The following is a 25,965-nucleotide window of genomic DNA, read 5'->3' as shown; positions in this document are numbered from 1 at the left end:
GAAAATAACATTGGCAATATCAACTGATTGACGATGCTATTTTGTTTTAAATCATAGGCTTAATTGGTTTTATTATTGCCAATAAGTAATAAGCCAGACATTTTAACCTTGTTCATTGTGTTGTTCCAATTTGTTCTCGCCAAGTGTGATGATAAAAAATGGTAGCGCTATCACAATTTTTGGTAGCGCTATCAGATAGCGCTATCAAATGTGACGGAGATCGCTTTACGACTTTGGTGAAGGGCGGTTAAAGTGGCGCCATTCCGACAGGCAACTGAGCGATAGACGAGTATTACTATGCTTAAAGAACTTCTAACCCAAGACGTGATCAGTGTTCATGACAGCGCTGAAAACTGGCAGCAAGCCATCGAGCTGGCGTGTCAGCCATTGCTAGACAAAGGCGCGATTGAAAAAAGTTATGTTGAGGCGATTTTCCGTTCTCACAATGAAATGGGGCCTTACTACGTGGTAGGTCCGGGTATCGCAATGCCACATGCTCGCCCAGAAGATGGTGTTAAAAAACTATCGCTAAGCCTGACGGTGATTCGTGACGGTGTGAACTTTGATGCTGACGAAAACGATCCGGTGAAATTGCTGGTGACCCTAGCTGCGACTGACAGCAACAGCCATGTTGACGCCATCGCCCAGCTTGCTGAGTTGTTCATGAATGAAGAACACGTTGCGGCAATTTGCGAAGCCAAGGATGTTGAAACCATCCGCGCAATTATCGAAACCTATTAATTCCCGTTGGTTGGGCTAAGCCCTGCTGGCAATAAAGAACGTTAGAACAAACCCCAATAAGCACAGCTTTTGACACGGTCTAAGCGGGTGCACTAAGAGTAGAAAGGTAGAACATTATGAAAATTATGGTTGTATGTGGTCACGGTCTTGGTACTAGCCTTATGATGGAAATGAGCCTGAAAGGCATCGTTAAAGAGCTAGAAGTAGCAGCAACAGTGGATCACTGCGATTTGGGCTCTGCTAAGGGCACGGCTTGTGACATTTTTATCGGCACCAATGACATTACTGAGCAGTTGGTTGCCCAAGGTGTTGATGGCAAGATCGTTGCACTCGACAACATGGTTGATAAAAACGCAATGAAAGAGCGTTTGTCGGCAGCCCTAAAAGAACTTGGCGCTCTGTAATCTGTAAGAGGTAGCGATGGAATTCTTCAGATTTTTAATGAACGACGTGCTGGCCGAGCCAGCCGTCCTTGTCGGCCTGATTGCGTTAATCGGCCTGATTGCTCAGAAAAAGCCGGTCACGGAATGTATCAAGGGTACGGTTAAAACCATTATGGGTTTCGTTATCCTTGGTGCGGGTGCTGGCTTGGTAGTGACATCACTGGGTGACTTCGCGACAATTTTCCAAGAAGCCTTTGGTATCACGGGCGTTGTTCCAAATAACGAAGCTATTGTGTCGATTGCACAGGAAGCCTTCGGTAAAGAAATGGCGATGATCATGTTCTTTGCGATGGTAGTGAACATCCTGATTGCACGCTTCACGCCGTGGAAATTCATCTTCCTGACAGGTCACCATACCCTGTTCATGTCGATGATGGTGGCGGCTATCCTTTCGTCTAGCGGTATGACTGGCGTACCACTGATTGCCGTGGGCTCGCTGGTTGTGGGTGTGGTGATGGTGTTCTTCCCTGCCATTGCTCACAAGTACATGAAGCAGGTAACTGGTTCTGATGACGTGGCAATTGGTCACTTCTCCACTATGTCTTATGTACTGGCTGGCTTCATTGGTAGCAAGTTCGGTAACAAAGAGCACTCGACCGAAGAAATGAACGTGCCTAAGAGCCTATTGTTCTTGCGCGACACCCCGGTGGCTATCTCTTTCACCATGGGTATCATCTTCATTATTACGTGCTTGTTTGCTGGGGGCGATTTTGTGCGCGAAGTGAGCGGTGGTAAGCACTGGTTCATGTTTGCACTGATGCAATCTATCGCATTCGCGGCGGGCGTATACGTTATCTTGCAAGGTGTGCGTATGGTTATCGCGGAAATCGTACCGGCGTTCAAGGGCATCTCTGACAAGCTGGTACCTAACGCAAAGCCTGCGCTAGATTGCCCGGTCGTATTCCCATACGCACCGAATGCAGTTTTGGTTGGTTTCCTATCAAGTTTTGCTGCTGGCCTAATTGGTATGTTCCTGCTTTACATCATGGGCCTAACCGTGATTATCCCAGGTGTTGTACCTCACTTCTTCGTAGGTGCGGCGGCAGGTGTATTCGGTAACGCAACAGGTGGTCGTCGCGGTGCTATGCTAGGTGCATTTGCCCAAGGCCTACTTATCACTTTCCTACCGGTATTCCTAATGCCAGTACTGGGTGACCTAGGCTTTGCTAACACGACCTTCAGTGATGCCGACTTCGGTATCGTTGGTATCCTACTTGGCCTGATTGTTCGATAATCAGCAAAGTAATTAAAGCAAGCGCCCAGTGGCTTCGGTCACTGGGCGTTTTATATTTATTTAATAGGTTTTTTATAATTTGTTGATTCATTTTGTGACATTTTAGATGAGTCAATCTTTGGTGATTGATTGTATCGAGATTACTTTTGTATGCAGATAAGGATGTCACTTTATGAGGAAGGATATAAAGCTTATAAGTACATTTACGAAAGCAGTTATTATCTCTTGCTTTCTTACTATTAATCAATCAAACGCAGAGCAAAACCTAAAAATTACAGTTCAGAATCCAGTGTCAGAAAATATTTCCCAGTATTGGCAAGTCTTTATTAATACTCGAGGGGAAGACGGACTCTACAATGAATCCCCTGATTATGATATTGAGATGGTTCTTCCCGACTTTTCCTTTAGTGGGTTTAAAAGGGGGTTAGACACCTATAAGCTTGGCGATGATCCCAATGCGACAGTATTTAACGTCTTAGATTACGGTATCGTACCTGATGACCAGCATAGTGATAAGACGAAGATAAAGCTCTTGCTCAAACATATAAAAAATCAACAAGATGCTGGGATCGTTGACAAGGCGATTTTGTATTTCCCATCTGGCACCTATATTACCAATGCCCTTTCAGATCTTATCGATTTTCATGATGCGGATAGTGCTTCGTTAACTGAAGATCAGCCAATTTTTATTGAAAGTGACAATTTAGTCGTGAAAGGTGATGGTATTGGCGAAACCATTCTTTTGATGACTCACCACTTATTGCCAGTCAACCCAGATCAATATTGGACAACTCCATACTTGTTTCAGGTTGGTAAGCGGGTAAAAGAGAATGAGCTATCGACGACTATTACCTCTAGAAGTGGTCCTAATACGACTTACACCATTACCGTGAGCGATAGCACTGGGTTTAGTGTCGGCGATAATGTTGAAATTAAAGGCCTGTCGACCGATATAGGCAAAGTGGTAGAAACAATATCACCTTACTTGTTAGAGCATGAACCAAGTGAACCCGGAAACTATGTGTGGCAAAACTTGGTTGACGGTATTAATAAAATTGAAAAGCACAAAATCAAATCTATATCTGGTAACGAACTAGAATTTTACACCCCGGTCGCCCATACCATTGAGGATGGTTTTTCTTGGACGTTAACGTCCATTAACTCTTCCCAAAATGTCGGTTTTAAAGATTTAACGTTCGCGGGTAGCTGGGACGAGGTGTTCGAACACCATAAGAATGCATTGCATGACAGTGGCTATAGCCTGCTTGAATTTAACAATATAAATAACTCTTGGGTTTACAACGTTGAATTCAAAGACTTTAACCAAGGCCTGAACCTAAAGAACAGTTTCAATGTCACCGCCGAAGATGTGCTGCTAACGGGGAACCCAGGCCACATGGCATTGAGTATTATGCATAGCAACAATAACTTAACGGTTAACGTCTCCGATGGGGCGAGCACCTGGCATGCGCCTGGCTTTTCCAAGTATTCTATTTCTAATGTCCACAGCGGTTTATCTTTTGATCAAACATCATCGCCTGATCTTCATGGTGAGCAATCGATGTATAACTTATTTGATAGGATGGTTGGTGGATGGGTTTACGGCCGCTGGGGGGCTAGTATAGCTAATCAACCCAATCACTTAAAAGGGCTAATCTTTTGGAATAGTGAAAACTTAACACCAACCAGTGCCCCCTTTGAGTTCATGCGAAGCACTAGCGAATACGGCAAAATTGTCATGCCTTATATTATCGGTATGGTCGGTGAGCCAATCGAGTTTGAGACACAGCGAACTTATGCTCAAGCTATGAATGAGCAGCAGAGAGCTGACTATTCCCCGCTATTGCCTCCTATCCCGCAGGCACACATAGAATCTAATGGGCAGTATATATATCCGCTATCTTTATATCACGCCCAACGAGAGCTACGACGTCAAAGTGGTCAATAGATTCATCTGAGGTACTGATAATGAAAAAGCCACTTCTTTCGAAGTGGCTTTTTTGCTATTACAACGCAGCTTGCAAGATGGCGCGGCTGTCATCAATAGTGATGTTGCCATGCTCGCCTAGGGCTAGCATGCCGTGTTTCTCAAGGCTTGATACCAGTGTATCGATATCGCTGGTGCCAAGATCCACATCCGTTAGGCTGGTAGGGACTTCCATTTGCTTGAAGAAGTGAATGGTTTGCTCAATCGCAGCGTCGATACGTTCATCGGCTGTCCCTTCGGTGATGCCAAAGATACGTTCAGCGTATTGAAGCAGCTTGCCTTCTTTGTCTTCGCGGCGCTCTTTCATTACCGCAGGTAGCACAATACTCAGGGTACGAGCATGGTCGATACCGTAGTTACCGGTTAGCTCGTGACCGATCATGTGGGTTGTCCAGTCTTGCGGCACACCGACACCAATTAAGCCATTCAGTGCTTGGGTCGCTGTCCACATAATATTGGCGCGCACATCCAAATCATCTGGGGTTGCCAGCGCTTTCGGGCCTTCTTCAATGAGGTTTAGCAATAGGCCTTCTGCAAAGCGATCCTGTACTTTCGCGTTGGCAGGGAAGGTGAGGTACTGCTCCATCACGTGAACGAAGGCATCAACAACACCGTTTGCCACTTGGCGTGGTGACAAGCTTAGGGTGGTGGTTGGGTCAAGTACCGCAAATAGCGGCTGCACTTTCGGTGATAGGAAAGCCAGTTTGTCTTTGCCGCGAGAAACAACCGCACCTGAGTTACTTTCTGAACCTGTTGCCGGTAGCGTTAGAATACAGCCTAGTGGCAATGCTGACTCAACAGGGTGTTGCTGAGCAAGGATATTCCAAGGATCTTCACCTTGGTATGCTGCAGCGGCTGCAATGAATTTAGTACCATCGACAACAGAGCCGCCACCGACAGCAAGTAGGTAGTCAAAGCCCTCTGCTTTGATTTTCTCGACAGCCTTCATCAAGGTGTCGTATTGAGGGTTAGGCTCGATACCAGCAAACTCGCCCCAGTTGTGATCTTCCAGTGCTTGGGTCACTTGCTCATAAACACCATTAGATTTGATAGAACCGCCACCATAGGTAACCAAGATTTTCTTGTCCTTAGGAATGTCAGCAGCAATGGCCGCAATTTGACCTTCACCAAAATGAATGCGAGTAGGGTTCTGGTAGGTAAACTTGTTCATGAATCCGCTCCAGTGGTTTATGTATCGTTACTCTTATACCTAACAAGTGTTGGTATAGATTGTTTTGATGGGTTTAGTCTAAGCCAGCCATTAGATTTATGTAATGCACGATTCTGTTTAATGCTTGCTTGATCCTACTCAAATTGTAAAAAAGCTTGCTTTATAAGCACGGGTGTCGATGATGGATTAAGAGGTGAAAGCGATGAATATCTGTGCCCAAAAAGGTGAGTCACTTTGCCAGTACTACGGTATTGGTGAGGGTTCTGGTCTGAAAGATACCCATTTAGATGCAGTAAGGCTCTTTAAAATCAATAAATACCACAAGATGACACCACAAATGTACCAACAGGGCGTTGTGGTGATTTTGCAAGGGAATAAGGTTGGTCACTTAAATGAGTACCGTTTTGAGTATGATACCGAGCATTGCCTGATTGTGGCGACCCCATACCCCATTGCTTGTGAGACTTTTGCTTCCGAGCAGGCGCCATTGATTGGCTTGGACATTGATTTCGACCTTACCATTATCCAAGACTTGGTGGATATGGTAGAGCAGCACGATAAGACCAGCCATGATGCCGTGATGAACTATAGCGATAATAGCCGTGGTGTGGCGGTCACCAAAATCACCCCTTCAATCCAAGAATGTATTTGCCGTTTGCTAAGTTGCCTGGGCGACCCACTCGACGCCAAGGTGCTGGGTAAGCAGTTATTGCGTGAGCTTTATTATCAACTGCTGAAGGGCGAGCAGGGCTACTTGTTAGCAGAATACAGCAAGCACGATAGCTCGTTGGCAAGGGTGTCAAAAGTGATAAACCATGTGCAAGTGAACTACGAACAGAAGCTGTCGATCAACGAGCTGGCTGAGATGGCAGGTATGAGTGTCTCTGCCTTCCATCGCGCGTTCAAGCAGGCGGTAACCGATCCTCCGTTGCAATATATCAAGAAGATCCGGCTCAATAGGGCGAAGACCATGATTGCCCAAGAGGGGATGCCAGCCAACGTGGCTGCGGTAAAGGTGGGTTATGAAAGTCCTGCCCAGTTTAGCCGTGAATTTAAGCGATATTTTGGATTACCACCCAGTAAAGCTACCCAGATAGGCATTGTCTGATTATATAAATAGATTGGGCGTCCATTGCCAATGAACCAAAGAACCAATGAAAAGAGAGCTGAAATATGCTCTCTTTTTGTTTTTGAGCTTAGCGTCGGTTATTAGACCCTTGATTATGTGTGGGATAATTTAATCAAAAAGGCAGAAAAGATGAATTATTTTGCTTAACCAATAATGAATAAGCAGGGCTTATGATAGATCTTTACATATTGCATTCAGCTATCATTAAGAATAGAAAACAATGTTTTTTATTTTAAGTTTCGGTTCAGGAAACGGGTGTAAGTTAAATAGCGAACAAGCAAAACAAATAATTATTTCTTTCGCCAAATAGTGACTCACATTAACACTGAGGCGAAAGCTTAAGGAGCTATACATGAAAAAGATTGCTGCACTTTCAACTCTTGCGCTAACCGTTTTCGCTGCATCGCCTGCATTTGCTGCTGACACTGAATGGTTCGTCGGTGGCGGTGTTGGTTACCAAGAAGACAGCATCAAAGGTAACAATGCCCAAAATGGTGAAGACGCCACTTACCAAATCCGTGGTGGTGCGATCATGAATGATCACCACCGTGTTATGGGTACCTACAGCTACATGGATAAGTCTTCACAAAACATGTTCTTAGCGTCGTACGATTACCTAATGCCAGTACACCAGAACATTAACTTATTTGCTGGTGTGTCAGCGGGTGTGGCAGATAGCAAGCTAAACAGCAACAGCTCGACTGACTTTGTGTGGGGTGGCCAGGTAGGTGCAATGTATGAAATTAATGATAACTGGTCGACGGATCTGACTTACCGCTACCTAGATCAAGATTACAGCGAGAACCAAGCTAAAATCGATTATTCTCAACAGGTTGTATGGTCTGTTGATTACCGATTCTAAATAATCGGTATACCGTTAGTGTTGTTGAAGAAGGAAGGCTTGGCCTTCCTTTTTTGCGTTTGAATGGAGGGCAACAATATGAAAGCGTTGTATTTGCTGCTATAACTTATTGTATAACCAATAAATAATAAAAGAATGTTGGAGTCAGGGATGAAATTAAAAGTAGCCATGGGAATGGTATTGATGAGCATGGTGGCTAGCAGTGCTCAAGCGGCTCCAAATCTTGAAGGGGGATCGTGGCTTTGTAAGCGAGCCGATACCCCGGAAGGTGTCGATGAATGGACGCGCTACCAGTTCAACGGTAACGGCACTATTGCATCGCAAGAATGGATGCAGAATAAAGAAAATAGCAAAGTAGTATTAGAGTTCACTTTATCGGTGGATTACAGCTATTTTGATAACGGTGAAGAGTTAGTTTTAAAACCCACTAAACTGACCCGTGATATTAGCGTTGACCAATTTAATGTTGATCCGTTTAATTATGATACCCGCCGTGACCTACTCGGCTATCGTATTTTCTTCCAACCCCAGTTCGAAAACGATAACCGGGCGCAATTTGAAATGCGTCACCATATTACGCCCGAACATCCCTTTACTTTAAGCTGTCAGCGTCAAGCCTAATCTTATTTATTTGGGCGGCGTTAAGGCGTCGCTAATGGCCTAGAAGCGGCTGCGTTCCAAGAGCCTTTCCTTGTATTGTGTTGGCGTTTGGCCTCGTTGCCGCTGAAAAGCCTTGCTGAAGCTTTGCACATTGGTGTAGCCAAGCTCTGCGGCAATGGTTTTGATTGGCATATCGGCCTGCATGAACTTTATCGCCTGGTTGAATAGCACATAGCCGGTTATGGAGCTGAAGCTCCAGCCATAGTCGTGCAGGCGGCGCTGTAACTGCTGTCGGGATAGACTCAAGCGCTCGGCAATAAAATCAATGGTCGGGTAGCCGTAATACCTCGAATAGTTAATCAATTCGTACACTACCTTGGCCGTGTCGTGGGGCTGGGGCATATTCAAAAACTCATCCAACTCAAGGTTTGATAACATCATTGGCCGGTGGTCGAGAAAGGGCTCGCTATTACCATGCTCAAGGATAGAGATATCCAACCAGACTTTGGTTCGTGGGGCATTCCATTGGATCTCACTGCCAAAGAAGGCTTCGAACTGGCCATTGCCACACTGCGGCCCGCTGATTTCAACATGTTTTGGCGCATAGCCTTGCCCCATGAAATGGCGAAGGGTATTAGTAAACATGATTGCCATTCTCAAACTGTCATGAAAACGGCCTTTGCCTTTTGAAAAGTGGTTGTCGTAGCTCCATTTAATTATCTTGCCGGATAATTCGCCATGAAATGTCGCCCCAGATTGCAGGCACGAGGTGCCGTAGTTGATGCGTCGGAATGACAGGGTTAATTCCGGTGTAGCAAGAAACCAATCACCCAACTTCGCCATGTTCGAAAAGGAAATATCCGGGGCCAGTGTTGCCATATAAGCCGCATCGCCAATCATGCTTTCCGTCTCTTCTAGCCACTTGTTGACATCGACAAAGGGGATCAGGGCCATAGGCTGTCTAGTGAGTTGGCTCGGGATCTTGAGATCTTGCGTTGTAATGCCGTAATGCTTTTCTAAGGCACGCGCGACCGGCTGCATGAAAACCGTGCGGATAAAGGAAACATCGAACAAAGGTGATGGTGACGGCATGGCAAAGTATTCAGTCGTTTAATAGATGGCTGTGGTTTGATTATATCAGGTTGTTGCTAGATGTGACTCAATGTATCCACATGTAAGACTCAGATCGCAAATTTCTTCAAGCTTAATCCCATAAAAACAAGCAATACAAAAAGTGATAACGGGCTAGTGACTAAAAATACAAAGTGACAGCCAGTTAAATTAAATCAGCTAAGAAAAGGAAGGCATTTAGCCTTCGGATTTATCGGAGAATGATATGAGTCTCGTCAGCATGCCTTTTGTTGATAGTGGCGTAGATACTGCTTTGCATATCGTCGCAGCTGTCGTGTTAGTCGGCTCGATTGCCGCGGTCGTGTACGGATTTTGGCGCATCCATGAATTGCCAATACAAAAAGCGCACACCAAAGAACATCACCAAATAGGACTGATCACCGCGCTCACCTGGATTGGTTTTATTTGGCATTGGGTATGGGTTGTTGCCGTTATTATCGCCTTTGTCGATGGTGAAAAAGCCCTATGCCGTATTCGGGATATTTGGAAAGCCAACGATCACAAGGAGCAAGATCGCTCATCTATCAGCACTGCGGAAGCGGTAGTTGCTGACAAGCAGCCTGTGGTGTCTCAGCGTGAATCGGAGGTAGAAAATGCTTGAGGGTTTAGCGGTATGGGCACTGTTTATCTACTTGCTCCGCTTAGTCGGGATGCCGTGGAATAAATACACCCAAAGCTTTGCATATTTAGGTGGTGGCGGTTGGTTGCTGTTTGTATGGGTTGGCTTAATCACGTTCGCGCCAATGGATTTATCCGGTGGCTCGGTAGTGCAATCCCCGCATGTCCAGCTGCGTCCGGCGTCGACCAAGATTAAAGGCCATGTTGATGAAATCTATGTACGCCCTAACGAGAAAGTCAGCAAGGGGCAACTGGTTTACACCATTGATGATGACCAATACCAAATTGCGTTGAACAAGGCGCAAGCGGCCTTGGATGCGGCACGAGTGTCGCTGTCGATTGCACAAGAAGATGTGCGTATTTCTAAGGAAAGTCACCAATCATCGCTCAAAGATATTGAAATATCGACCAACGAGCTGGCGGCGGCAGATGAAGATTTGAAATGGAAAGCGACCACGCTAAAGCGCTACCAAGAGCAAAACCGGGTGGTGAAGCACACCATTACGGAAACGCAAATGGATGAACAGCGTACTGCGGTGGAAGTCGCCAAGGCAAAGCAGGTAACACTGAAGTCACAGCTTGAGAAATCATCGTTGTCGGCGAACAAGGCCAAGCTAGCACTTGAGAAAGCGCAATTAACGGTTGAGAGCCGCCGCGTGGATGTGATCAGCGAGCAAGAGAATGTCGCACAAGCACAATGGAACTTGGATAACACCAAGGTACATGCGCCAGCTGATGGCTACCTAACCAACTTCATTATGCGTGAAGGCCAGTATGTCGGGGTAATGCCGCGAATCCAGATGTATACCGACGAAAAGTATGTGTTGATGCGGGTTAACCATCAGGCGATTCGAAATGTCAAAGTCGGTCAACGGGCTGAGTTCACTTCGGCTGTTTACCCGGGCAAGATTTTCAATGCCGAAGTCGAAGGCATTATCGAGGCAACCGGTGAGGCACAGGGTAATTTATTAGGTCGAGATGAAAGCATTCGCCAGACAACGGGTCAGAATGTGATGAACAAGCACCACTTTGTGCGCTTGAAGCTGGAAGATAATGGTGACTACGACATCCCTGTTGGCTCGGTTGGGTTAGCGTGGATCAGCGCTGAAAAGCCAATCAGCTTCTTGCAGTTCTTGGATGTGATCCGCGGCATTATCATCCGAATGAAGTCTCAGATTTACTATGTGTGGTCGATGTAACCGCATTTAAATAGGCATTTAAAGTTTCCTACGTTTATGCTGACCGTAGTGCTTGCTGCAATCCCAATGTAGTGCTGGGATTGCAGCTTTTTTTTACCTATAACAGAGGACGCTTGGTATATACTGTGTCGGCTTGATACAGGGAGTACCACCATTGTTGTTTCAACTAAATCCTATCGTTCGTTTACCTCGCCTAACTGGTGCATTGAAAAGTGCGGGGGCGGCGTTCCTTTTGTCAATTACGACGCTTCCTGCTTTGGCCTCGCAGCCTATCTTTCGTCAAGATATCGCCATCGGAGATGACTTTAGCTACATAAGCTCGCTGCAAGGCGGCTTTGATTGTACGGCCCTGTACCATGATGATGACCGTGAAAATGCGTCTTATTGTTTTGATGGACAAGTATTGTTTAATACTGAAGACGGGCTCTATACTGCGCATTTTGAGCACGGCAAAGTCGCCTCGGTAGAATATCGGGTGCCTTTAACGCAATCTAATTACAACGGGGTACTCGCAGGGCTTAGACGGCAGAACTATGTCTTTGTTCGACTTGAAGTTGGCAATGAAGAGCTTGATGTTTTATCTGGGCTTCGGGTATTGGATAGCCAAACTTTGGATGCCCAAATGTTTGCGCTAGCCAACCGCTATGACTTTACGGTTGCTCGGGAATATTGGCTGGTGGACAACCGGAGTTTCAAGCGGGCATTGCGGCGCAAGGTTAACGATACTGAGCATTGGCTTTCGCAAACACAAACAGAAGGTTTTGATGAGCTCATTTGGGTGAAGCTATATGTCGAGGGCGATGAATTGGTGCTAGTTGCTAGCCAGCCTTTAACCTAACCTTAATCTAGATTAAGTTTTGCCGCTGATATTCTCGGTAGAATCCTGCTTCGCTCACTGGATAAGAGCCAATAAACAAACAAGGAACAGCCATGCCAACGGTATGGCTGTTTTTTTGTATTTATCGGTGGGCAGGCAATATTAATTGAAGAGGATTAGACTTGAGTACTTTGTTTACTGAAACCCGCATTGGCAACCTAACACTGAAAAACCGTTTTATGCGAAGCGCGACGTGGGAAAATATGGCCACTGAAGACGGTCATATGACGGATAAGCTGTATGCCATCTACGAAGAGCTTGCGAAAGGCGAGGTGGGTCTAATCGTTACCGGTTACGCGAATATTGTCGAAGAAGAAAAGCCCAATGCGGGCATGATGGGCATGTACAACGATTCGTTTATCGACGAGTACAAAAAGCTAACTGAGCTTGTGCATCGCCATGGGTCTAAAATTGCGATGCAGCTTGCCTATGGTGGTACGAAGACCACGTATAACGTTGGCGAGCGGGTCATTTTCGCACCCAGCGATGTATGCGAAAGAGGGACGCAGACACAAGGCAAAGCGATGACCAAAGAAGAAATCGACTACATTGTTGATGCCTTTGCTCAAGCCGGCCGCCGTGCCTTGGAGTCGGGCTTCGATGGTATCGAGATCCACGCCGCGCATACTTATTTGATCAACCAGTTCCTAAGCCCGTATTACAACCGCCGTGAAGATGAATACGGTGGTAGCCTAGAAAACCGTATGCGCTTTCTGTTGGAGATTTTCGCTGAGACTAGAAAGCTGGTGGGCGACGATTTCCCGATCATGGTGAAGCTGACGGCCACAGAGTTCTTTGATGGCGGTCTAACCTTCGATGAAACCCGTCAAGTATGTAAGAAGTTAGAGCAAGTGGGTGTGGATGCCATTATTATCTCGGGCAATATCCACGGTAAGGCAAACACCATGGTGGGTGAGTCTCATGATGGTTATACCATTCAAGCCGAAGGTTACTTCCACGAGTACGGTAATGTGATCAGCCAAGAGGTGAAGACGCCAGTGATCACCGTGGGTGGCTTAACCGATATCAATGCTATCGAAGACATCGCCAAAAACACCAATATCCAATATTTTGCGCTTTCAAGGCCGCTGCTATCTGAGCCAAGCCTGATCAAGCGTTGGAAAGATGGCGACAGATCGCCAGTAGAGTGCGAACGATGCTCTAAGTGCCGCACCAAGCGCGGTAACTTTTGTGTGGTAAACAAAGACAGGAAAGCGGAGTTGGCTAACTTAGGCGCTTGCTAAGCTAAAGTAGCAAAGAGCAAATAGTATTCGCTCAGGTAGGATACGATAGCTAAGAGGGCCAGCAATTTGCTGGCTCTTTTATTTCATGTGGATAGGGTTTATGTGCCACTTGAAAGCTCATTTTATTAGCTACGTTGCTTTACCATTTTCGTTTTCATCCAGTGCCATAGTCGTCCATCTATCGCAGAGAGCCCAAGTGCGATTAACATCATGCCAAGAAAATGAATCAGTGCTAACGACTCACCCAAAAAGAGGGTACCCAGCAAAATAGCGGAAACCGGTACTAGCAAAGTGACTAGCAGTACATTGGTTGCACCTGCGACTTCAAGGATTTTAAAGTAAAGGATATAAGCGAATGCGGTGGAAAATATTGCGAGGCTGAGCACCGCAAGCCACGAGCTTGTGCTTATATCACTGACATTCATTGCCCCATCAACTATCAAAGTAATGGGGAGAAGTACGAATGTTGATGCGGTGACTTGACCAGCTGCCGTGACAACAGGGCTGATCCCCAGCGTTTTAAATCGACGGCCATAAACCCCAGCAAAGGCATAAGACAAAGTAGCACCCACTACCGCCAGTTGGGCGAGTAATGCGCTGCTACCGCTAAACGCGGGCACGCCAATCATAATGACGCCCCCAAAAAAGCCCACGGTGACGCCGATTAGTTTGAGTGCTGTTGGCCGTTCATCAGGTAGTAGTAAACCAGCTACGACAACAGTGAAGATCGGCGTGGCAGCGTTTAGGATTGAGGCTAACCCTGATGCAATTTGGGTTTGCCCCCACACGATGAGCACGAAGGGTATAGCATTGTTTAATAGCCCCATGCTCAAGAAAGCCCCCCAAATCTTCAACGATGTTGGCAGCCTAAGGCCAAGGGTGAGTGCAATTACCCATAAGGTAATGGCAGCAATTCCGACTCGAAGGGTGACAATAGTTAACGGCGGAAGGTCGCTGACGGCAATGCCAACGAAGAAGAACGACGCCCCCAAAGTATTGAAAGCAAAATGAGCATGGCCCATACACGCGCATTCATTGCATGGTTGATAGAAGATGACATGTCGTTTCACTTTCGATGGCTGTTGAAAGTAATCATAGCGTTGGATTTGGTTGAGTCGCTGTGTTTTTTCTATAAGTCTGATTTGCCGTATATATGAAATTTTTTAATAACATAAAATTATTAAAACAATAACCATTGATAATTTTTAATGATTTACTGTTCGCCATATACTGAGCCCATCAAAACGAAACACGAAACAAACATCGGAATTTGGAGCAGATTATGAAAATGAATCACGTCGGTATCATGGTTGGCAATATGGACAAAGCAGTTGAGTTCTACACCAATGCGCTGGGTCTGAAAGTCGTCATGGGCAACACAAAAGTTGTTGAAGAGCGTGAAACAGCCATCGGCAGAATGTGTATCGCTGTATTTGGTGAAGGCTTCAAGGGTTTCAACATTGCCCACCTTGTTACCACTGACGGTATCGGTGTTGAGCTGTTCGAAATGAAAGAGCGCCAGGAACGCCATGAAGTCGACTTTTCTCGACTAGGTATTTTCCACTTCTGCCTTCAAACTGATGACTTCCAAGGTGTTATCGAGAAGGTTGAGAAGTTTGGCGGAAAAGTACGTATGGATATCATGCGCTACCACCCAGAAGATGACAGCAAGCCAGCGAAGATGGTTTACCTAGAAGACCCGTTTGGCAACCTGTTTGAGCTTTACTCTCACACATACGAAGAAACTTACGCGTCTGATTACGAGTAAGAATCACGTCTAAAGACTTTGGAAGGATTGGTGTTATGCCAATCCTTTTTTCGTTTGGTTTAGTCTTAATAGTTAGCTATTTACAGTTAATGCGGTAGGTTGGCATTTTAAGTTAGTTGGTGGAATGAGCCTTGTTGGGTGATCGCTTTTATTGGACTAATTTTTTCGAGGCAATCGAAATTACCTGATTTTCTACTTGCGTGATTGTTTCTGAAACTTGCTCCCATGTATTCCAGTAAAGTTCGATGAATAAAGAGTGGGGAGCAATGGTGACTAATTCCGAGGTTGTTAGCTGATCTTCGATAAGAAGCCTCGGTAGCATGGTCCATCCAATTCCCCGTTTTATTGCATCAAGAAGAATATGAGAGCAAGGAATATAATGTGTTTTTACTTGATCTGCTTGTAATTTATAAAGTGATAAAAACTTTTTAACGAGATCATCATTTCTATCAAAGAGAACAATCGGTGCTGATGCAAGTTGTGCTTTTCCGAGATCAGAGCTGAAGTGTGATTTAAAAAATGATTGGGAGCAAACGGGAATATACTCTAATTTACCGAGATACCTTGTTTTGCAGCCTGCGACTTGATTGTTTTTTGATGTGATGGCAGCGATAACCTCGCCACTTTTAAGTAGTTCTTGGGTCGATATGGTATTTGATGTGCGGATATCAAATGACAGGTGGGGTTTATCGCTCAAGCTGCTCACTACGTCTAGGAACCAGCAACTTAATGAATCGTGATTAACCGCGATAGTAAGAGAGAGAACATCGGCGTCTAAGTTATTTTTTAGGGCTAGACCCATCTCCTTTTGGATCAATAGTAGACGGCGAGCATAAGTTAAAACCTGTTCACCTGCTGCGGTTGTTTTGGGTGGGGTACTACGGATTAAGACTGAGCGCCCAAGACGGTTTTCTAATGATTTAATACGCTGTGAAACAGCTCCCGGCGAAATGTTCAAATGACGTGCCGCACTATCAAAGCTTTGGCCATCAATGATGGCGATTAAGGTTTCCATTTCTCTGTGATCCAGCATTAATCATTACTCACGCGTCTTTAGATTTGTTAAAGAGATATTAGATTTTTTAGTTTTATTCAACTGAATGGAGTGTTTATGCTCTTGCTAAAGCTCGCTGATAAACACTGATCTACCAGAGCGGGGAAATCGTTAATAATCGTTAAAATGGGGGATGATATGGCAGAAGAACTGACAGAGACACCTTTAAAGACACCACGAACTTTTTTAAACTTTCCGTTAATAAATGATTTTGATGACTTTTGTGCAGATATCGCGATATTAGGTGTGCCTTTTGGTAGGGCTTATAGTGTTGACGGAATGGCAAATGATCAAAGCTTAGCACCTGACCATATCCGAAGTTGGTCAACTCTAACTGAAATCGAGATGACTTTAAATAATTACGATTTCGATTTAGGCGGAACACTGCTTGATGGAAAAGATATTAACGTTGTTGATTGTGGCAACGTCAAATCCAGTCTTGTCAATCCTAATGAGCATTATGACAGTGCAGAGCAAGTAGCACGAAAAATTTTTGCTGCTAATTCCGTCCTGATCATTCTAGGCGGAGATCATGGTGTTCCCATCCCGATAATGAAAGCACTGGGTGTGCTAGATAAAGAGATAACTCTGATTCATATTGATGCACATTTAGACTGGCGTGATGAAATTAATGGAGAAAAGAACGGGTATTCCAGTGTAATACGGCGGGCATCAGAGCTTTCCTTCATAAAAAATATCCATCAAATTGGAATGCGAGGCATTGGCAGTGCTAAAACCAAGGAAGTTAATGATGCAATAGCTCATGGCTGTACAATCACAACAGCTTATCAATTACACGATATCGGGATGGATGAAGTCTTAAATTCAATTCCAGATGGTGGAACGTACTATTTGACAATTGATGCAGATGGAATTGATCCGACGATTATGCCAGCCGTTCTAGCTCAAACACCTGGAGGACTGAATTGGGTTCAACTGCATAAGTTGATTCATGGTCTTGTTAATAAAGGGCGAGTTGTCGGGATGGATTTAGTAGAAATAACCCCATCATGCGATGTTGGTAATATATCAATGATCCATGCAGAGCGCTTATTATGTAATTTTATTGGTGCCACAGTTAGAGCTGGATATTATAACAAGTAGCCATACCTCAGTCGTTTGGCATCACTTCAATCCTGCCGCAAGCTCTTGACCGTGGAAATTGGGGTAGGGAATCGCTTAACGACCCAGTAGGTTGAGATAATGAAGGTGGTCATCGTCGTGACTTGAATAAACAATGCCGCATTGGGTGAGAGTAAATTGGCTTGCATGGCGGCATAGGCGACAAGAAACGAGAATTCACTGGCTTGGCTCAAGCGGGCGCTGAGTTCGCGGTTCATTGATGGCTTTTCCTTCGCCAGCTTTAAGGCGGTGGAAAACCCCCATGCTTTTACCACCACTAAGATGATGCCGAAAATAAGCCCCCATAACGCATAGAGGTTTGCTTGATCCAGCGACATCCTTGCGCCAATGGCAAAGAAAAACAAGATCAGGAAAAACTCTCGCAAGGGCTTAAGGTGAACTGAAATAGCCTGCGAGACTTGGCTTACCGCGATAGAAATCCCCGCAATGAAAGCGCCACTTTCATACGATAGGCCAACTTGATGGCTCAGCTCTGCCCAGAAGAAACACCAGGCCAGCGTCGTCACAAAGCTGTATTCCTGAATCACATCGAAGCGACGAAACAGCGGCAAGATCAAAAACCTCACCCCCATGAATGCCAACAAACAGAGCATGGCAAATTTGCCGAGCATCAACACGAACGATAGCAGCATGGCATTGCCATCGCCCATATTGAAGAAAATGATCACGCTAATGGCGAGGATATCTTGTACCAGCAAAATGCTGGTGATCACCTCCCCCATGTGTTTGTGGTGCAAGGTGGTGGTAGGAATAAGCTTTAACCCGATCACCGTGCTGGAGAACATCATTGCCGCGGCGACGATGGCGGCGTCCAGCAGCGAGAGTTGGATGGTCAGGCAAAAGCCCAGGGTAATAAGAAAAAAGAATGCACTGGTGCCAAGGGTGATGATGGCACTTTCTTTGAACAAGCTCAGCAACTTCTTTGGTTGCAGGTTTAAGCCAATGAGGAACAACAACAATATCACCCCGAGATTACCTATTTGGGTGATGTTCTCAGCGCTGGTCACGATATTGAGGCCATGGGGGCCAATGAGCATGCCTGCGGCAATATAGGCAAGAATGATTGGTTGGCAGGCGTAGAGAAACAGTGTGCCAAGAATGGCAGCACTGATAATGATTGCGCATAACTCGAAGATTAGTGGCGCTAAATCAATCTGCATAATGCCACGCCTGTGTTGCAAGTTTGGGGTGAATGTTTAGCTATCTATCGCCCCGTATTGGGGTAGCTATAAGTGTGGCTCAGAACAGGCTTTCGCGCTTAGGTGTCCAGTTTCGTATTGCTTATAAGGTCCAAATAGAGGTGTGATTAAGATCACTTATTATATACAGTCTTGTGTACCGTAAACTAACAGAATGATATTCTATTTCGGGTAATGGTTCTCGCAACAAGGATGTTGATGATTTGGCTTATACCCCCACTGTTTCTTGATACATACTCTTGAGGCAAGAAATAGATTGGTAAGGTGACTCTCAGCGGGCAGTTAAGCCCGCTATTTTTTTCCCTTGCATCCAACGTCCCACTTTTCTCTTGCATAAAATCCGCGTTACACACTGTTTTATTCTGTGCTTTATTCAGTTCTATGGTTGTTTTTTAGAGTAATTGCTCTAGAATTTATTCGTCTAGCCATTCTTCAGGCTGAAAGGAACGACATGAAAATAAATAAAATCGCTCTGGTTATTTGTTGTGCAGTCGCAGCGATACCAGTATTGGCCGATACTTCGTCATCTTACGGCGACCACCTTCCTGAGCAATCGACCGCCTATAAAGCCCAGCAGAGCGTCAGTTTTCTTGATGCATGGCACGCTGTCGTGGGGAGCAATGATGGGCTTGCCGCTGAGCGCGCGAATGTTGAACGTTACCGGCATATGCAAGATGCAGCCAAAGATCTGTATTTGCCGAAAGTCACAGCCTCGGCGAAATATACCCGCCTTGATAAACCTGTCGAAATCAAGCCGTCAGATCTGTTTGACAGCATGGCAGTCAGCGACAGGCTGAATTTAAACTTATCGTCATTGGATCCGCTGTTTACCTCTCAACTTACTGAGCGTGATGTGTTCACCAGTTCAATCCGAGCCGTTTGGCCGATCTTTACGGGCGGTCGGATCAGTGCTGCGCAAGATGTTGCCAAGGGGCAGAGCGAAGAAGCGAAGAATATGCTCAAAATGAAGCAGCAAGGCACGTTTGAAGACTTGTCGAAGTTTTATTTTGGTGTCGTGCTGACCCAGCAAGTACTTGATACGCGTATTGATGTGGAAGTCGGGCTAAAAAAACACTTTGAACATGCCAAGAAGCTAGAGCGACAGGGGCAAATTGCCAAGGTTGAGCGCCTTCAGGCCGAAGCGTCTTACGATAAGGCGCGGGTAGAAAGACAAAAGGCGCAGCGTGATCTCGAGATCGCCCAAGTTGCGCTGACTAAGCTACTTAAACTTGGAGCGCCGGCAATGCCGTCGACGGCCTTGTTTACCAATACGTCGTTGCCGCCGATGTCAGCCTATATCGATAAGACGCTAGCGGATTACCCAGGCCTGCATATTCTGGATGCCAAGAAGAAGCAAGCGAATGGCCTGATCGATGCAGAGAAGGGCAAGTACTACCCTGAGGTGTACCTATACGGTAATTACAACCTGCATGAAGACGATACGTTAGCGTCAAAAACGTCGCCGGATTGGGCGGTGGGGGTTGGGGTAAATATTCCGCTGCTCGACAACTCAGGCCGTTCAGGCAAAGTCAAAGCGGCTCACAGTGCCGTTACCCAAGTGAACTATTTACGTGCACAAGCCGAGCAAGACCTAACAGTCTTGGTAGAGAAAACCTACCGCGAGGCAATGCAGTCGCTCGAAGAGTACAACGGCTTGGCTTCTAGCCTGCAGCTGGCGAAAGAGAATGTGCGCTTGCGCGAAAAGGCGTTTAGCCAAGGGTTATCAACATCGCTCGATGTGGTTGATGCAGAAATGTATCTGGCAAGTGTTCGTACCCAGCGTTCAGCCGCTGCTTATCAATATGTTATCTCTCTCACTCGCTTGTTGGCCGTGAGCGGTGAAATCAACAGTTTTAATCAATATCAGCAATATCAAGGTGTAGAGGTTCAGTCATGAGTAAGTTTAAGTCTATTGCAGCGGTAGTGCCGGTAGCAGCAGTGGTCGGTTGGCTGGGTTTTACATTTTGGCAGGCATACCAACCCGCGCCTGTGCGTATGCAAGGGCAAATTGAAGCCCAGCAATACAATATTTCATCGAAAGTCCCGGGTCGTATTGAGCAGGTACTCGTTCGTAAAGGGGACGATGTATCTCAAGGCGATTTGATTTTCACCCTGCTGAGCCCTGAAATCGATGCCAAGTTAGAACAAGCCAAAGCAGGGCAAGAAGCGGCCGGCGCGATGGCGGAACAAGCTGAAAAAGGGGCCCGAAGCCAAGAAATTGCAGCTGCTAGGGATCAATGGCAAAAAGCCAAAGCAGCGGCCGCCTTAATGGAAAAGACATATCAGCGTGTTGATAGCTTATTCAAAGATGGCGTCATGGCCGAGCAGAAACGCGATGAAGCCTATACCCAGTGGCAAGCGGCAAGATTTACCGAGCGTGCAGCCTATCAGATGTATGCCATGGCAAAAGAGGGCGCACGAGACGAAACCAAGCGTGCTGCTGCGGAAAAAGCCAGAATGGCGGCGGGCGCGGTTGCTGAAGTTGAAGCCTATGCTGCAGATACCCAAGTAAAAAGCTGGTATGACGGTGAGGTGACACAAGTGCTGTTACATGCTGGCGAATTGGCGCCGCAGGGCTTTCCTGTTGTGAGTGTGGTTGATATGGAAGATGCATGGGCGGTATTCCATGTACGTGAAGACAACCTAAAAAACTATAACAAAGGCGCGCAGTTTGACGCGTTGATCCCGGCGCTAGGCAATGACCACCACACTTTCAAAGTGACCCATGTTGCCGCGATGGGTGATTTCGCCACTTGGCGAACGACTGATGCGACCCAAGGTTTTGATATGCGCACGTTCGAAATTGAAGCACGCCCGCTTAAACCGATTGAGGGCCTGCGTGTTGGTATGAGCATCATTGTAGAGTAATGCCCATGACTAACTCGTTACGCTCCTTATTGGGTCGAGAGTGGCAAATCATTCGACGGGATCGGTGGATTTTAGCCCTGGTGACTTGGGTACCATTACTGATCTTTATGCTACTGTGGGGGATCTTTTCATCAGGTATCGCCCGTGACCTGCCTATTGGCGTGGTGGATCTTGACCATAGCCGATTGTCACGCCAGTTGATCCGCCAGTATGATGCCAGTCCTGTATTATCTGTTGACCAGGCTTATGCATCGGTCGAGCAGGGCAGTTATGCATTGAGAGGTGGCGATATCTACGCGCTGGTGGTGATCCCGCCAAAGCTTGAAAAGCAGACGCTAACGGGTATGTCACCGACGGTGACGACCTTCTATAACAGCCAATTTATCTTGATAGCCAAGTTGGTTAATGCCGCGGTGATGCAAGCCCAGGGGACGCTAAATGCGTCTATCGACACCCTGAAAAATATGGCTGATGGGACCAGCGTACCTATTCAGGCGATTGGTCAGGCAGTACCGTTACGTTCTCAAATTACCCCGCTATACAACAGTAATAGCCACTATGGGCAGTTCATTGTGTCGGCAGCGATTCCGGCGGTGTGGCAAATTGCGATTGTGGTGACGACTATTTTGGCGCTCTCTTTTGAAACGCGCGCCAATGGCAATACCGGGCTCAGTTTGTGGTTGTCACGTTCGCCGCTGCGCCATTTCATCATGAAACTACTGCCTTACACCTTGTTGTTCATGGTGCAGGGCGCATTATTTTTATGGGCATTGTACGGCCTGTTGGGTTGGCCGATGCATGGTAGTTGGGGCGTCTTGCTGTTGGCACAAGCTTTGATGGTATTCGCATGCCAAGCCATCGCCTGTGTGTTTTATCTCTTCACCCTAGATGCAACAAAGGCAATGAGCTTAGCGGCTGGTTTTACGGCGCCCGCTTTTGCGTTTGTCGGTGTGACATTTCCGGCGTCTGATATGCCGTTGCTTGCCCAAATTTGGCGAGCCATGCTTCCTGTCACCCATTATTTAGACGTGCAGGTACATCAGGTTAACCATGGTTTTTCTTGGGGGATGGCAACGCCGCAATTGCTGAGTCTGCTTTCCTTCTCGGCAGTGTTTGTGCTGGTGGGTTGGCGGCTGAAAAACTTGGCGTTAGATGCAGACCCTACGAGCAAGCAGGCATCGAAAGTGCAGGAGATCACTCAATGAGTTGGCGAGCATTATTCAAATTTGAATTAAAAGCGATATTTACCAATCCCTCGATCTTGTTTACCGTTTTCGGTGGTGTATTGATTTACTCGTTCCTGTATCCGTTGCCTTACTCCAACCAGCTGCCTCGGGAACAGGCCATTGCCGTGGTGAACCTCGACCAAACTCAACTGAGCCGAGAGCTCGAACGCATGGTGGATGCAACCCCGCAGGTGCAAATCGCTGCAAGGGCGAACAGTATTGATGCAGCCAAAGCCTTGGTTAACAGTGGTCAAGTTGAAGGTTTGTTAGTGATCCCTAAGCACTTTCATCGCGATATCTTGTTGGGAAAAAGCCCGACGCTCGCCTACGGTGGTGATGCTGCATATTTCCTTGTTTACGGTACTGTTGTTGAAGGACTGGCTGCAACCAGCGGAACGCTGGGAGCAAAAGCCAAAGTGTCGCATATGGTGATGTCAGGGGACAATATTGCCTTGGCTTCCAAGCAATATGCGCCGATAAAAGTCAATGCCCAACCCGTTTTTAACCCAACGATGGGGTACATTAACTATGTAGTGCCTGCGGCTTTTGTGCTTATCTTGCATCAAACCTTGCTCATCGCTGTTGGTTTGCTGGGGAGCGGCCAGAATAGTTACCGAAGAGAGGGCAAAACAGGGTACTGGCTTCATTATCCCGCGTGGAAAGTCCTGTTGGTTAGGCTTTTGGTGTTCACTGCCATTTACCTGCCATTGGTGATGTACTATTTCGGCTTTAGTTTTAGCTATTACCATATCAGTCGGTTGGCACAGATTTCGGATTTGCTTGCAATGGTGCTGCCATTCCTATTGGCGGTGATTGCCCTTGGGATCATTATTGGCCAGTGGGTACCACGCCGCGAGTTGGTGACCGTTGTGGTATTGCTAAGCTCGTTGCCTTTGGTTTTTTCTACCGGGTTTATTTGGCCGCCAGAAGCCATTCCTGCCCCAATCAATGCGCTGGCCCAGTTGGCGCCATCAACCCCTGCAATCAATGCATTCCTGCGCCTTAGCCAGATGGGGGCCAGCTTTGATCAAGTATTGGGTTATTGGGGGCAACTTTGGGGGCAAGCACTGGTGTATGGGTTGATTGCCGTATATCTGATGTGCAAGGTGAAGCGTGAGCAGAAGTCTAAAGTTGTGGTTTAGTTAGCTAAACCACTCAAATACGAGAGTATTTAGCGATGAAGGCTGGAAATAAAAAAGGGTAGCCACAACGGCTACCCTTCGTTTTTTCAAGCGATGACTAAATCTATTACGATTCAGCAAGCTCCGCGGTTTGTTGCTGGTTCTTCTGGCGGCGTTTCACCATTAGTAGTACACCGGCACACGCCATACCAGCGGATGAAACTGTCAGGCCGATACCGAAGATCATCTGGTAGGCTTCAATCTTGTCGAAGGTATCAATGATCCAACCGTTTAGTGCGTAAGCCCAGAATACAGAAGCGTAAGCTGCGAATGAACCTACACTCATTGCAGCACCGCTGCATTGGTCAGGTACGCCCGCTTCGGCAACCGGCGCTAAGATAATGCCTTTCGCCAAGAAGATAGAGAATGAGAAACACATTAGCAGGATGATGTTCATCATTAGCATGCCTTGGTCTTTTGGCATCAAAATGGTACCCAGCAGACACAGCGCGGTCAGGCCAAGTGCGAACATCATCATCTTGGTTGAAGACTTGAAGAGGAAGTCAGACAGTGAACCCGCCACCAAGCCTGCGATAACACCCATGGCACCGGTATTGATGATACCGAACATCGCAGCCTGAGAGGTGGTTAGCCCGAATACCGCTTGTAGGTAAGGCACGGTGTAAATCAGGGTGATGTAAGTCCAGTACACTGTCATCGACGTCAGTGCTGCCAGCCAAACTGTTGGCATCTTAAGTACGTGGATAAGACCTTGTAGTGCTGCTTTGTTCTTAGATTCGCCTTCTTGTACTTCCAGTTTGTTATCCGGTACGTATTTCCAAATCAGGTAAATCATTGGGATGATAAGCAGGGTGTAGAAAAGAATCGCGCCCTTGAATACCAGAATCGAGCCACCAACCAAGGCCATGATTCCAACGATAACGGCATTCATGCTCATTTCCATCGCACGGCGGATAGATTCAAGCAGGCCGAAGGCCATCCCCTTGTTGTTATCACCCGACATCAGGTTGACACCGTTCACAACCGCAGGCCAGAAGATGGCATCGGTAATACCCCAAATACCGGCAATAATCGCCAGCACGGTAAACTCGGGCTGGAACATGATGATAAACATCATACTGGCTAAACGAACGACAAGGCTGCTCATCAAAATAGATCGAACAGAGAAGCGGTTGTTAACCCAGCCAGCTGGGATGTAGAAGAACATCGCAGAACCTATCAGGGTAAACAAGATACCCATCTGGGTATTGTCGATGTTGAGCACTTCCAGCAGTAGGTTGTAGAAGGTGCCTTTAAAGGCTTCGAAAGCGGAGTAGATGATCTGACCTGACATGACTACCGACAAGAAGCCATAAAAGCGCTTGTTGGAGTCAAAGCCGATTTTCTCAATCATTCTGTTCATAGCAAAATCTTCTTTATTTAATAGTTGTAGGGAGCGTTGTTGTTATTGTTTTTTGTACTTTGAAGGAAACTGGTGTGCGATATCGGTGAAGACGCCGTCAACACCCCAGTTGAATAATTGATTGGCTCGGGCAAGGTCATTAACCGTATAAACATTGATCTTGTAACCAGCGGCTTTGAACTTCTGTACTTTTTCTTTGGTCAGGTTGACATCTTCCGGGTGGATGTACTCAGCCTGACAAGCTTCAAGGATGGATTGCCAGTCATCCCATAGGTTGGCATCTTCGAACAAGCAAGCGACGGACGTTTGCGGGCGGCGGCGCTTGAATTCAGCCAGTGCTAATGGATTGAAGCTTGAGACAATTAGCTCGCGTTCTGGGTTTAATTGCTCTAAATCGCGGATCACGTTGGTAAGTAGCTTGTCGGTCATCTCCCAACCGGCAGTACAAGACTTGATTTCAACGTTGAGGTTCAGTTCGTGCTCATTAGCAAGCGTAACGAGTTGCTCAAAAGTAGGAATTCTTTCGCCGATGAAGTCATCATGGAACCAGCTGCCAGCATCAATGGCGGGTAAGTCGCTTACGGTAAGGTCGTATAAACTACCACAGCGATCAGTACAACGATCCAGTGTATCGTCGTGAGATAAAACGACCGTTCCATCGGCCAAGATGTCGACATCACATTCAATCCATTGAATTCCATATTGCTTGCACATGGAAAATGCTGTCAGTGTATTTTCAGGAGCAAGGGCTGACATACCACGGTGCGCAAATACTTTTTTCATTTCGTTACCTATGTTGTTTTCGAACGAGCATTGTCATGGTCGAAAATATACAGGTAGAAGTGCATAAAAAACGTGACATATATGCAATAAGCACAAGCGTTAATGTGATCTGCTAGACAGAAGATGAATAAAGATAAAGAAGTT

General features: G+C 46.4%; 24 protein-coding genes. 17 read left to right on the top strand and 7 right to left on the bottom strand.

Features of this window, described 5'->3' with window-relative positions; translation table 11 throughout:
* Positions 1-297 precede the first annotated feature (297 nt).
* The 4 genes from C9I98_RS07720 to C9I98_RS07705 all read left to right on the top strand — a co-directional run bounded on the left by C9I98_RS07720 (position 298) and on the right by C9I98_RS07705 (position 4,366).
* Positions 298-741 carry a PTS sugar transporter subunit IIA gene (locus tag C9I98_RS07720; protein WP_036824989.1) on the top strand — a complete coding sequence of 148 codons (444 nt, stop codon included), beginning with the start codon at positions 298-300 and terminating at the stop codon, positions 739-741.
* Between the two features lie 116 nt (positions 742-857).
* A complete protein-coding gene (locus C9I98_RS07715; protein WP_107271810.1) occupies positions 858-1,145 on the top strand; it encodes a PTS sugar transporter subunit IIB in 288 nt (95 codons plus the stop codon).
* Between the two features lie 16 nt (positions 1,146-1,161).
* On the top strand, positions 1,162-2,418 hold the full coding sequence (locus C9I98_RS07710; RefSeq protein ID WP_036829909.1) for a PTS ascorbate transporter subunit IIC: 1,257 nt from the start codon (positions 1,162-1,164) through the stop codon (positions 2,416-2,418).
* A gap of 172 nt (positions 2,419-2,590) precedes the next feature.
* Complete coding sequence (locus tag C9I98_RS07705; RefSeq protein ID WP_051902631.1) at positions 2,591-4,366, top strand: DUF4955 domain-containing protein; 1,776 nt, start codon at positions 2,591-2,593, stop codon at positions 4,364-4,366.
* 58 nt (positions 4,367-4,424) lie between these two features.
* Here the strand turns inward: C9I98_RS07705 and C9I98_RS07700 are convergent, their stop codons facing one another.
* Positions 4,425-5,576, bottom strand: a complete 1,152-nt coding sequence (locus C9I98_RS07700) for an iron-containing alcohol dehydrogenase (protein ID WP_036830887.1) — start codon at positions 5,574-5,576, stop codon at positions 4,425-4,427.
* A 202-nt stretch (positions 5,577-5,778) separates the two neighbouring features.
* Between C9I98_RS07700 and C9I98_RS07695 the strand changes: the two genes are divergently transcribed.
* From C9I98_RS07695 to C9I98_RS07685, 3 genes are all read left to right on the top strand, one after another.
* Complete coding sequence (locus C9I98_RS07695) at positions 5,779-6,684, top strand: AraC family transcriptional regulator (RefSeq protein ID WP_036830885.1); 906 nt, start codon at positions 5,779-5,781, stop codon at positions 6,682-6,684.
* A gap of 373 nt (positions 6,685-7,057) precedes the next feature.
* Entirely contained in the window at positions 7,058-7,567 is a 510-nt protein-coding gene (locus C9I98_RS07690) for a porin family protein (protein ID WP_107271809.1), read from the top strand.
* Between the two features lie 150 nt (positions 7,568-7,717).
* Entirely contained in the window at positions 7,718-8,188 is a 471-nt protein-coding gene (locus C9I98_RS07685) for a hypothetical protein (RefSeq protein WP_036829844.1), read from the top strand.
* Between the two features lie 39 nt (positions 8,189-8,227).
* Here C9I98_RS07685 and C9I98_RS07680 read toward each other — a convergent pair whose 3' ends face one another.
* On the bottom strand, positions 8,228-9,259 hold the full coding sequence (locus tag C9I98_RS07680) for a helix-turn-helix domain-containing protein (protein ID WP_036821590.1): 1,032 nt from the start codon (positions 9,257-9,259) through the stop codon (positions 8,228-8,230).
* Between the two features lie 244 nt (positions 9,260-9,503).
* On the opposite strand from C9I98_RS07680, the gene C9I98_RS07675 reads away from it, so the two are divergent.
* The 4 genes from C9I98_RS07675 to C9I98_RS07660 all read left to right on the top strand — a co-directional run bounded on the left by C9I98_RS07675 (position 9,504) and on the right by C9I98_RS07660 (position 13,236).
* The gene (locus C9I98_RS07675) at positions 9,504-9,899 is read left to right on the top strand and encodes an MFS transporter (RefSeq protein WP_036821592.1); all 396 of its coding nucleotides are present in this window, start codon (positions 9,504-9,506) and stop codon (positions 9,897-9,899) included.
* Positions 9,892-11,115, top strand: coding sequence for an HlyD family secretion protein (locus C9I98_RS07670; protein WP_036821595.1), 1,224 nt, complete (start codon positions 9,892-9,894; stop codon positions 11,113-11,115). The genes C9I98_RS07675 and C9I98_RS07670 overlap by 8 nt, the downstream gene beginning before the upstream one ends.
* Positions 11,116-11,269: 154 nt before the next feature.
* Positions 11,270-11,953 carry a hypothetical protein gene (locus C9I98_RS07665; RefSeq protein WP_036821598.1) on the top strand — a complete coding sequence of 228 codons (684 nt, stop codon included), beginning with the start codon at positions 11,270-11,272 and terminating at the stop codon, positions 11,951-11,953.
* Positions 11,954-12,114: 161 nt separating this feature from the next.
* Positions 12,115-13,236: an NADH:flavin oxidoreductase gene (locus C9I98_RS07660; protein ID WP_036821600.1), complete on the top strand. Its 1,122-nt coding sequence runs from the start codon at positions 12,115-12,117 to the stop codon at positions 13,234-13,236.
* A 125-nt stretch (positions 13,237-13,361) separates the two neighbouring features.
* Here the strand turns inward: C9I98_RS07660 and C9I98_RS07655 are convergent, their stop codons facing one another.
* A complete protein-coding gene (locus C9I98_RS07655) occupies positions 13,362-14,258 on the bottom strand; it encodes a DMT family transporter (protein ID WP_107271808.1) in 897 nt (298 codons plus the stop codon).
* Positions 14,259-14,518: 260 nt separating this feature from the next.
* Here C9I98_RS07655 and C9I98_RS07650 point away from each other — a divergent pair, with 260 nt between their 5' ends.
* Positions 14,519-15,004 carry a VOC family protein gene (locus tag C9I98_RS07650; protein ID WP_036831480.1) on the top strand — a complete coding sequence of 162 codons (486 nt, stop codon included), beginning with the start codon at positions 14,519-14,521 and terminating at the stop codon, positions 15,002-15,004.
* Between the two features lie 148 nt (positions 15,005-15,152).
* On the opposite strand, the gene C9I98_RS07645 is transcribed toward C9I98_RS07650, so the two are convergent.
* A complete protein-coding gene (locus C9I98_RS07645; protein WP_081879141.1) occupies positions 15,153-16,037 on the bottom strand; it encodes an ArgP/LysG family DNA-binding transcriptional regulator in 885 nt (294 codons plus the stop codon).
* 159 nt (positions 16,038-16,196) lie between these two features.
* Here C9I98_RS07645 and C9I98_RS07640 point away from each other — a divergent pair, with 159 nt between their 5' ends.
* Positions 16,197-17,162, top strand: a complete 966-nt coding sequence (locus tag C9I98_RS07640) for an agmatinase (protein ID WP_036831477.1) — start codon at positions 16,197-16,199, stop codon at positions 17,160-17,162.
* A gap of 26 nt (positions 17,163-17,188) precedes the next feature.
* Here C9I98_RS07640 and C9I98_RS07635 read toward each other — a convergent pair whose 3' ends face one another.
* Positions 17,189-18,361, bottom strand: a complete 1,173-nt coding sequence (locus C9I98_RS07635) for a cation:proton antiporter (protein ID WP_036831475.1) — start codon at positions 18,359-18,361, stop codon at positions 17,189-17,191.
* Between the two features lie 490 nt (positions 18,362-18,851).
* Here C9I98_RS07635 and C9I98_RS07630 point away from each other — a divergent pair, with 490 nt between their 5' ends.
* The 4 genes from C9I98_RS07630 to C9I98_RS07615 are packed head-to-tail and all read left to right on the top strand — an operon-like array spanning position 18,852 to position 23,636.
* Entirely contained in the window at positions 18,852-20,297 is a 1,446-nt protein-coding gene (locus tag C9I98_RS07630; protein ID WP_036831473.1) for a TolC family protein, read from the top strand.
* Positions 20,294-21,268 (top strand): HlyD family secretion protein, encoded by a 975-nt coding sequence (locus tag C9I98_RS07625; protein WP_036831470.1) that lies wholly within the window; start codon positions 20,294-20,296, stop codon positions 21,266-21,268. Before C9I98_RS07630 ends, C9I98_RS07625 begins: the two co-directional genes overlap by 4 nt.
* A 5-nt stretch (positions 21,269-21,273) precedes the next feature.
* Positions 21,274-22,473: an ABC transporter permease gene (locus C9I98_RS07620; protein WP_051902681.1), complete on the top strand. Its 1,200-nt coding sequence runs from the start codon at positions 21,274-21,276 to the stop codon at positions 22,471-22,473.
* Entirely contained in the window at positions 22,470-23,636 is a 1,167-nt protein-coding gene (locus C9I98_RS07615; RefSeq protein ID WP_107271807.1) for an ABC transporter permease, read from the top strand. The genes C9I98_RS07620 and C9I98_RS07615 overlap by 4 nt, the downstream gene beginning before the upstream one ends.
* 106 nt (positions 23,637-23,742) lie before the next feature.
* Here C9I98_RS07615 and C9I98_RS07610 read toward each other — a convergent pair whose 3' ends face one another.
* Complete coding sequence (locus C9I98_RS07610) at positions 23,743-25,038, bottom strand: MFS transporter (protein WP_036823934.1); 1,296 nt, start codon at positions 25,036-25,038, stop codon at positions 23,743-23,745.
* A gap of 42 nt (positions 25,039-25,080) precedes the next feature.
* Entirely contained in the window at positions 25,081-25,821 is a 741-nt protein-coding gene (locus C9I98_RS07605) for a glycerophosphoryl diester phosphodiesterase (RefSeq protein ID WP_036823932.1), read from the bottom strand.
* Positions 25,822-25,965: the final 144 nt, after the last annotated feature.

It is taken from the genome of Photobacterium sanctipauli (assembly GCF_003026495.1).
In the GTDB taxonomy this organism is placed as follows: Bacteria; Pseudomonadota; Gammaproteobacteria; order Enterobacterales; family Vibrionaceae; genus Photobacterium; species Photobacterium sanctipauli.
This window is presented reverse-complemented; position numbering and strand designations above follow the sequence as displayed.

Bases quoted from the DNA above. Each gene is read 5' to 3' on its own strand.
- C9I98_RS07655 (WP_107271808.1), bottom strand. From the start codon at position 14,258: ATGGGCCATGCTCATTTTGCTTTCAATACTTTGGGGGCGTCGTTCTTC.
- C9I98_RS07615 (WP_107271807.1), top strand. From the start codon at position 22,470: ATGAGTTGGCGAGCATTATTCAAATTTGAATTAAAAGCGATATTTACC.
- C9I98_RS07630 (WP_036831473.1), top strand. From the start codon at position 18,852: ATGAAAATAAATAAAATCGCTCTGGTTATTTGTTGTGCAGTCGCAGCG.
- C9I98_RS07605 (WP_036823932.1), bottom strand. From the start codon at position 25,821: ATGAAAAAAGTATTTGCGCACCGTGGTATGTCAGCCCTTGCTCCTGAA.
- C9I98_RS07675 (WP_036821592.1), top strand. From the start codon at position 9,504: ATGAGTCTCGTCAGCATGCCTTTTGTTGATAGTGGCGTAGATACTGCT.
- C9I98_RS07635 (WP_036831475.1), bottom strand. From the start codon at position 18,361: ATGCAGATTGATTTAGCGCCACTAATCTTCGAGTTATGCGCAATCATT.
- C9I98_RS07685 (WP_036829844.1), top strand. From the start codon at position 7,718: ATGAAATTAAAAGTAGCCATGGGAATGGTATTGATGAGCATGGTGGCT.
- C9I98_RS07680 (WP_036821590.1), bottom strand. From the start codon at position 9,259: ATGCCGTCACCATCACCTTTGTTCGATGTTTCCTTTATCCGCACGGTT.
- C9I98_RS07620 (WP_051902681.1), top strand. From the start codon at position 21,274: ATGACTAACTCGTTACGCTCCTTATTGGGTCGAGAGTGGCAAATCATT.
- C9I98_RS07700 (WP_036830887.1), bottom strand. From the start codon at position 5,576: ATGAACAAGTTTACCTACCAGAACCCTACTCGCATTCATTTTGGTGAA.
- C9I98_RS07690 (WP_107271809.1), top strand. From the start codon at position 7,058: ATGAAAAAGATTGCTGCACTTTCAACTCTTGCGCTAACCGTTTTCGCT.
- C9I98_RS07645 (WP_081879141.1), bottom strand. From the start codon at position 16,037: ATGCTGGATCACAGAGAAATGGAAACCTTAATCGCCATCATTGATGGC.
- C9I98_RS07705 (WP_051902631.1), top strand. From the start codon at position 2,591: ATGAGGAAGGATATAAAGCTTATAAGTACATTTACGAAAGCAGTTATT.
- C9I98_RS07670 (WP_036821595.1), top strand. From the start codon at position 9,892: ATGCTTGAGGGTTTAGCGGTATGGGCACTGTTTATCTACTTGCTCCGC.
- C9I98_RS07720 (WP_036824989.1), top strand. From the start codon at position 298: ATGCTTAAAGAACTTCTAACCCAAGACGTGATCAGTGTTCATGACAGC.
- C9I98_RS07640 (WP_036831477.1), top strand. From the start codon at position 16,197: ATGGCAGAAGAACTGACAGAGACACCTTTAAAGACACCACGAACTTTT.
- C9I98_RS07625 (WP_036831470.1), top strand. From the start codon at position 20,294: ATGAGTAAGTTTAAGTCTATTGCAGCGGTAGTGCCGGTAGCAGCAGTG.
- C9I98_RS07695 (WP_036830885.1), top strand. From the start codon at position 5,779: ATGAATATCTGTGCCCAAAAAGGTGAGTCACTTTGCCAGTACTACGGT.
- C9I98_RS07610 (WP_036823934.1), bottom strand. From the start codon at position 25,038: ATGAACAGAATGATTGAGAAAATCGGCTTTGACTCCAACAAGCGCTTT.
- C9I98_RS07710 (WP_036829909.1), top strand. From the start codon at position 1,162: ATGGAATTCTTCAGATTTTTAATGAACGACGTGCTGGCCGAGCCAGCC.
- C9I98_RS07715 (WP_107271810.1), top strand. From the start codon at position 858: ATGAAAATTATGGTTGTATGTGGTCACGGTCTTGGTACTAGCCTTATG.
- C9I98_RS07650 (WP_036831480.1), top strand. From the start codon at position 14,519: ATGAAAATGAATCACGTCGGTATCATGGTTGGCAATATGGACAAAGCA.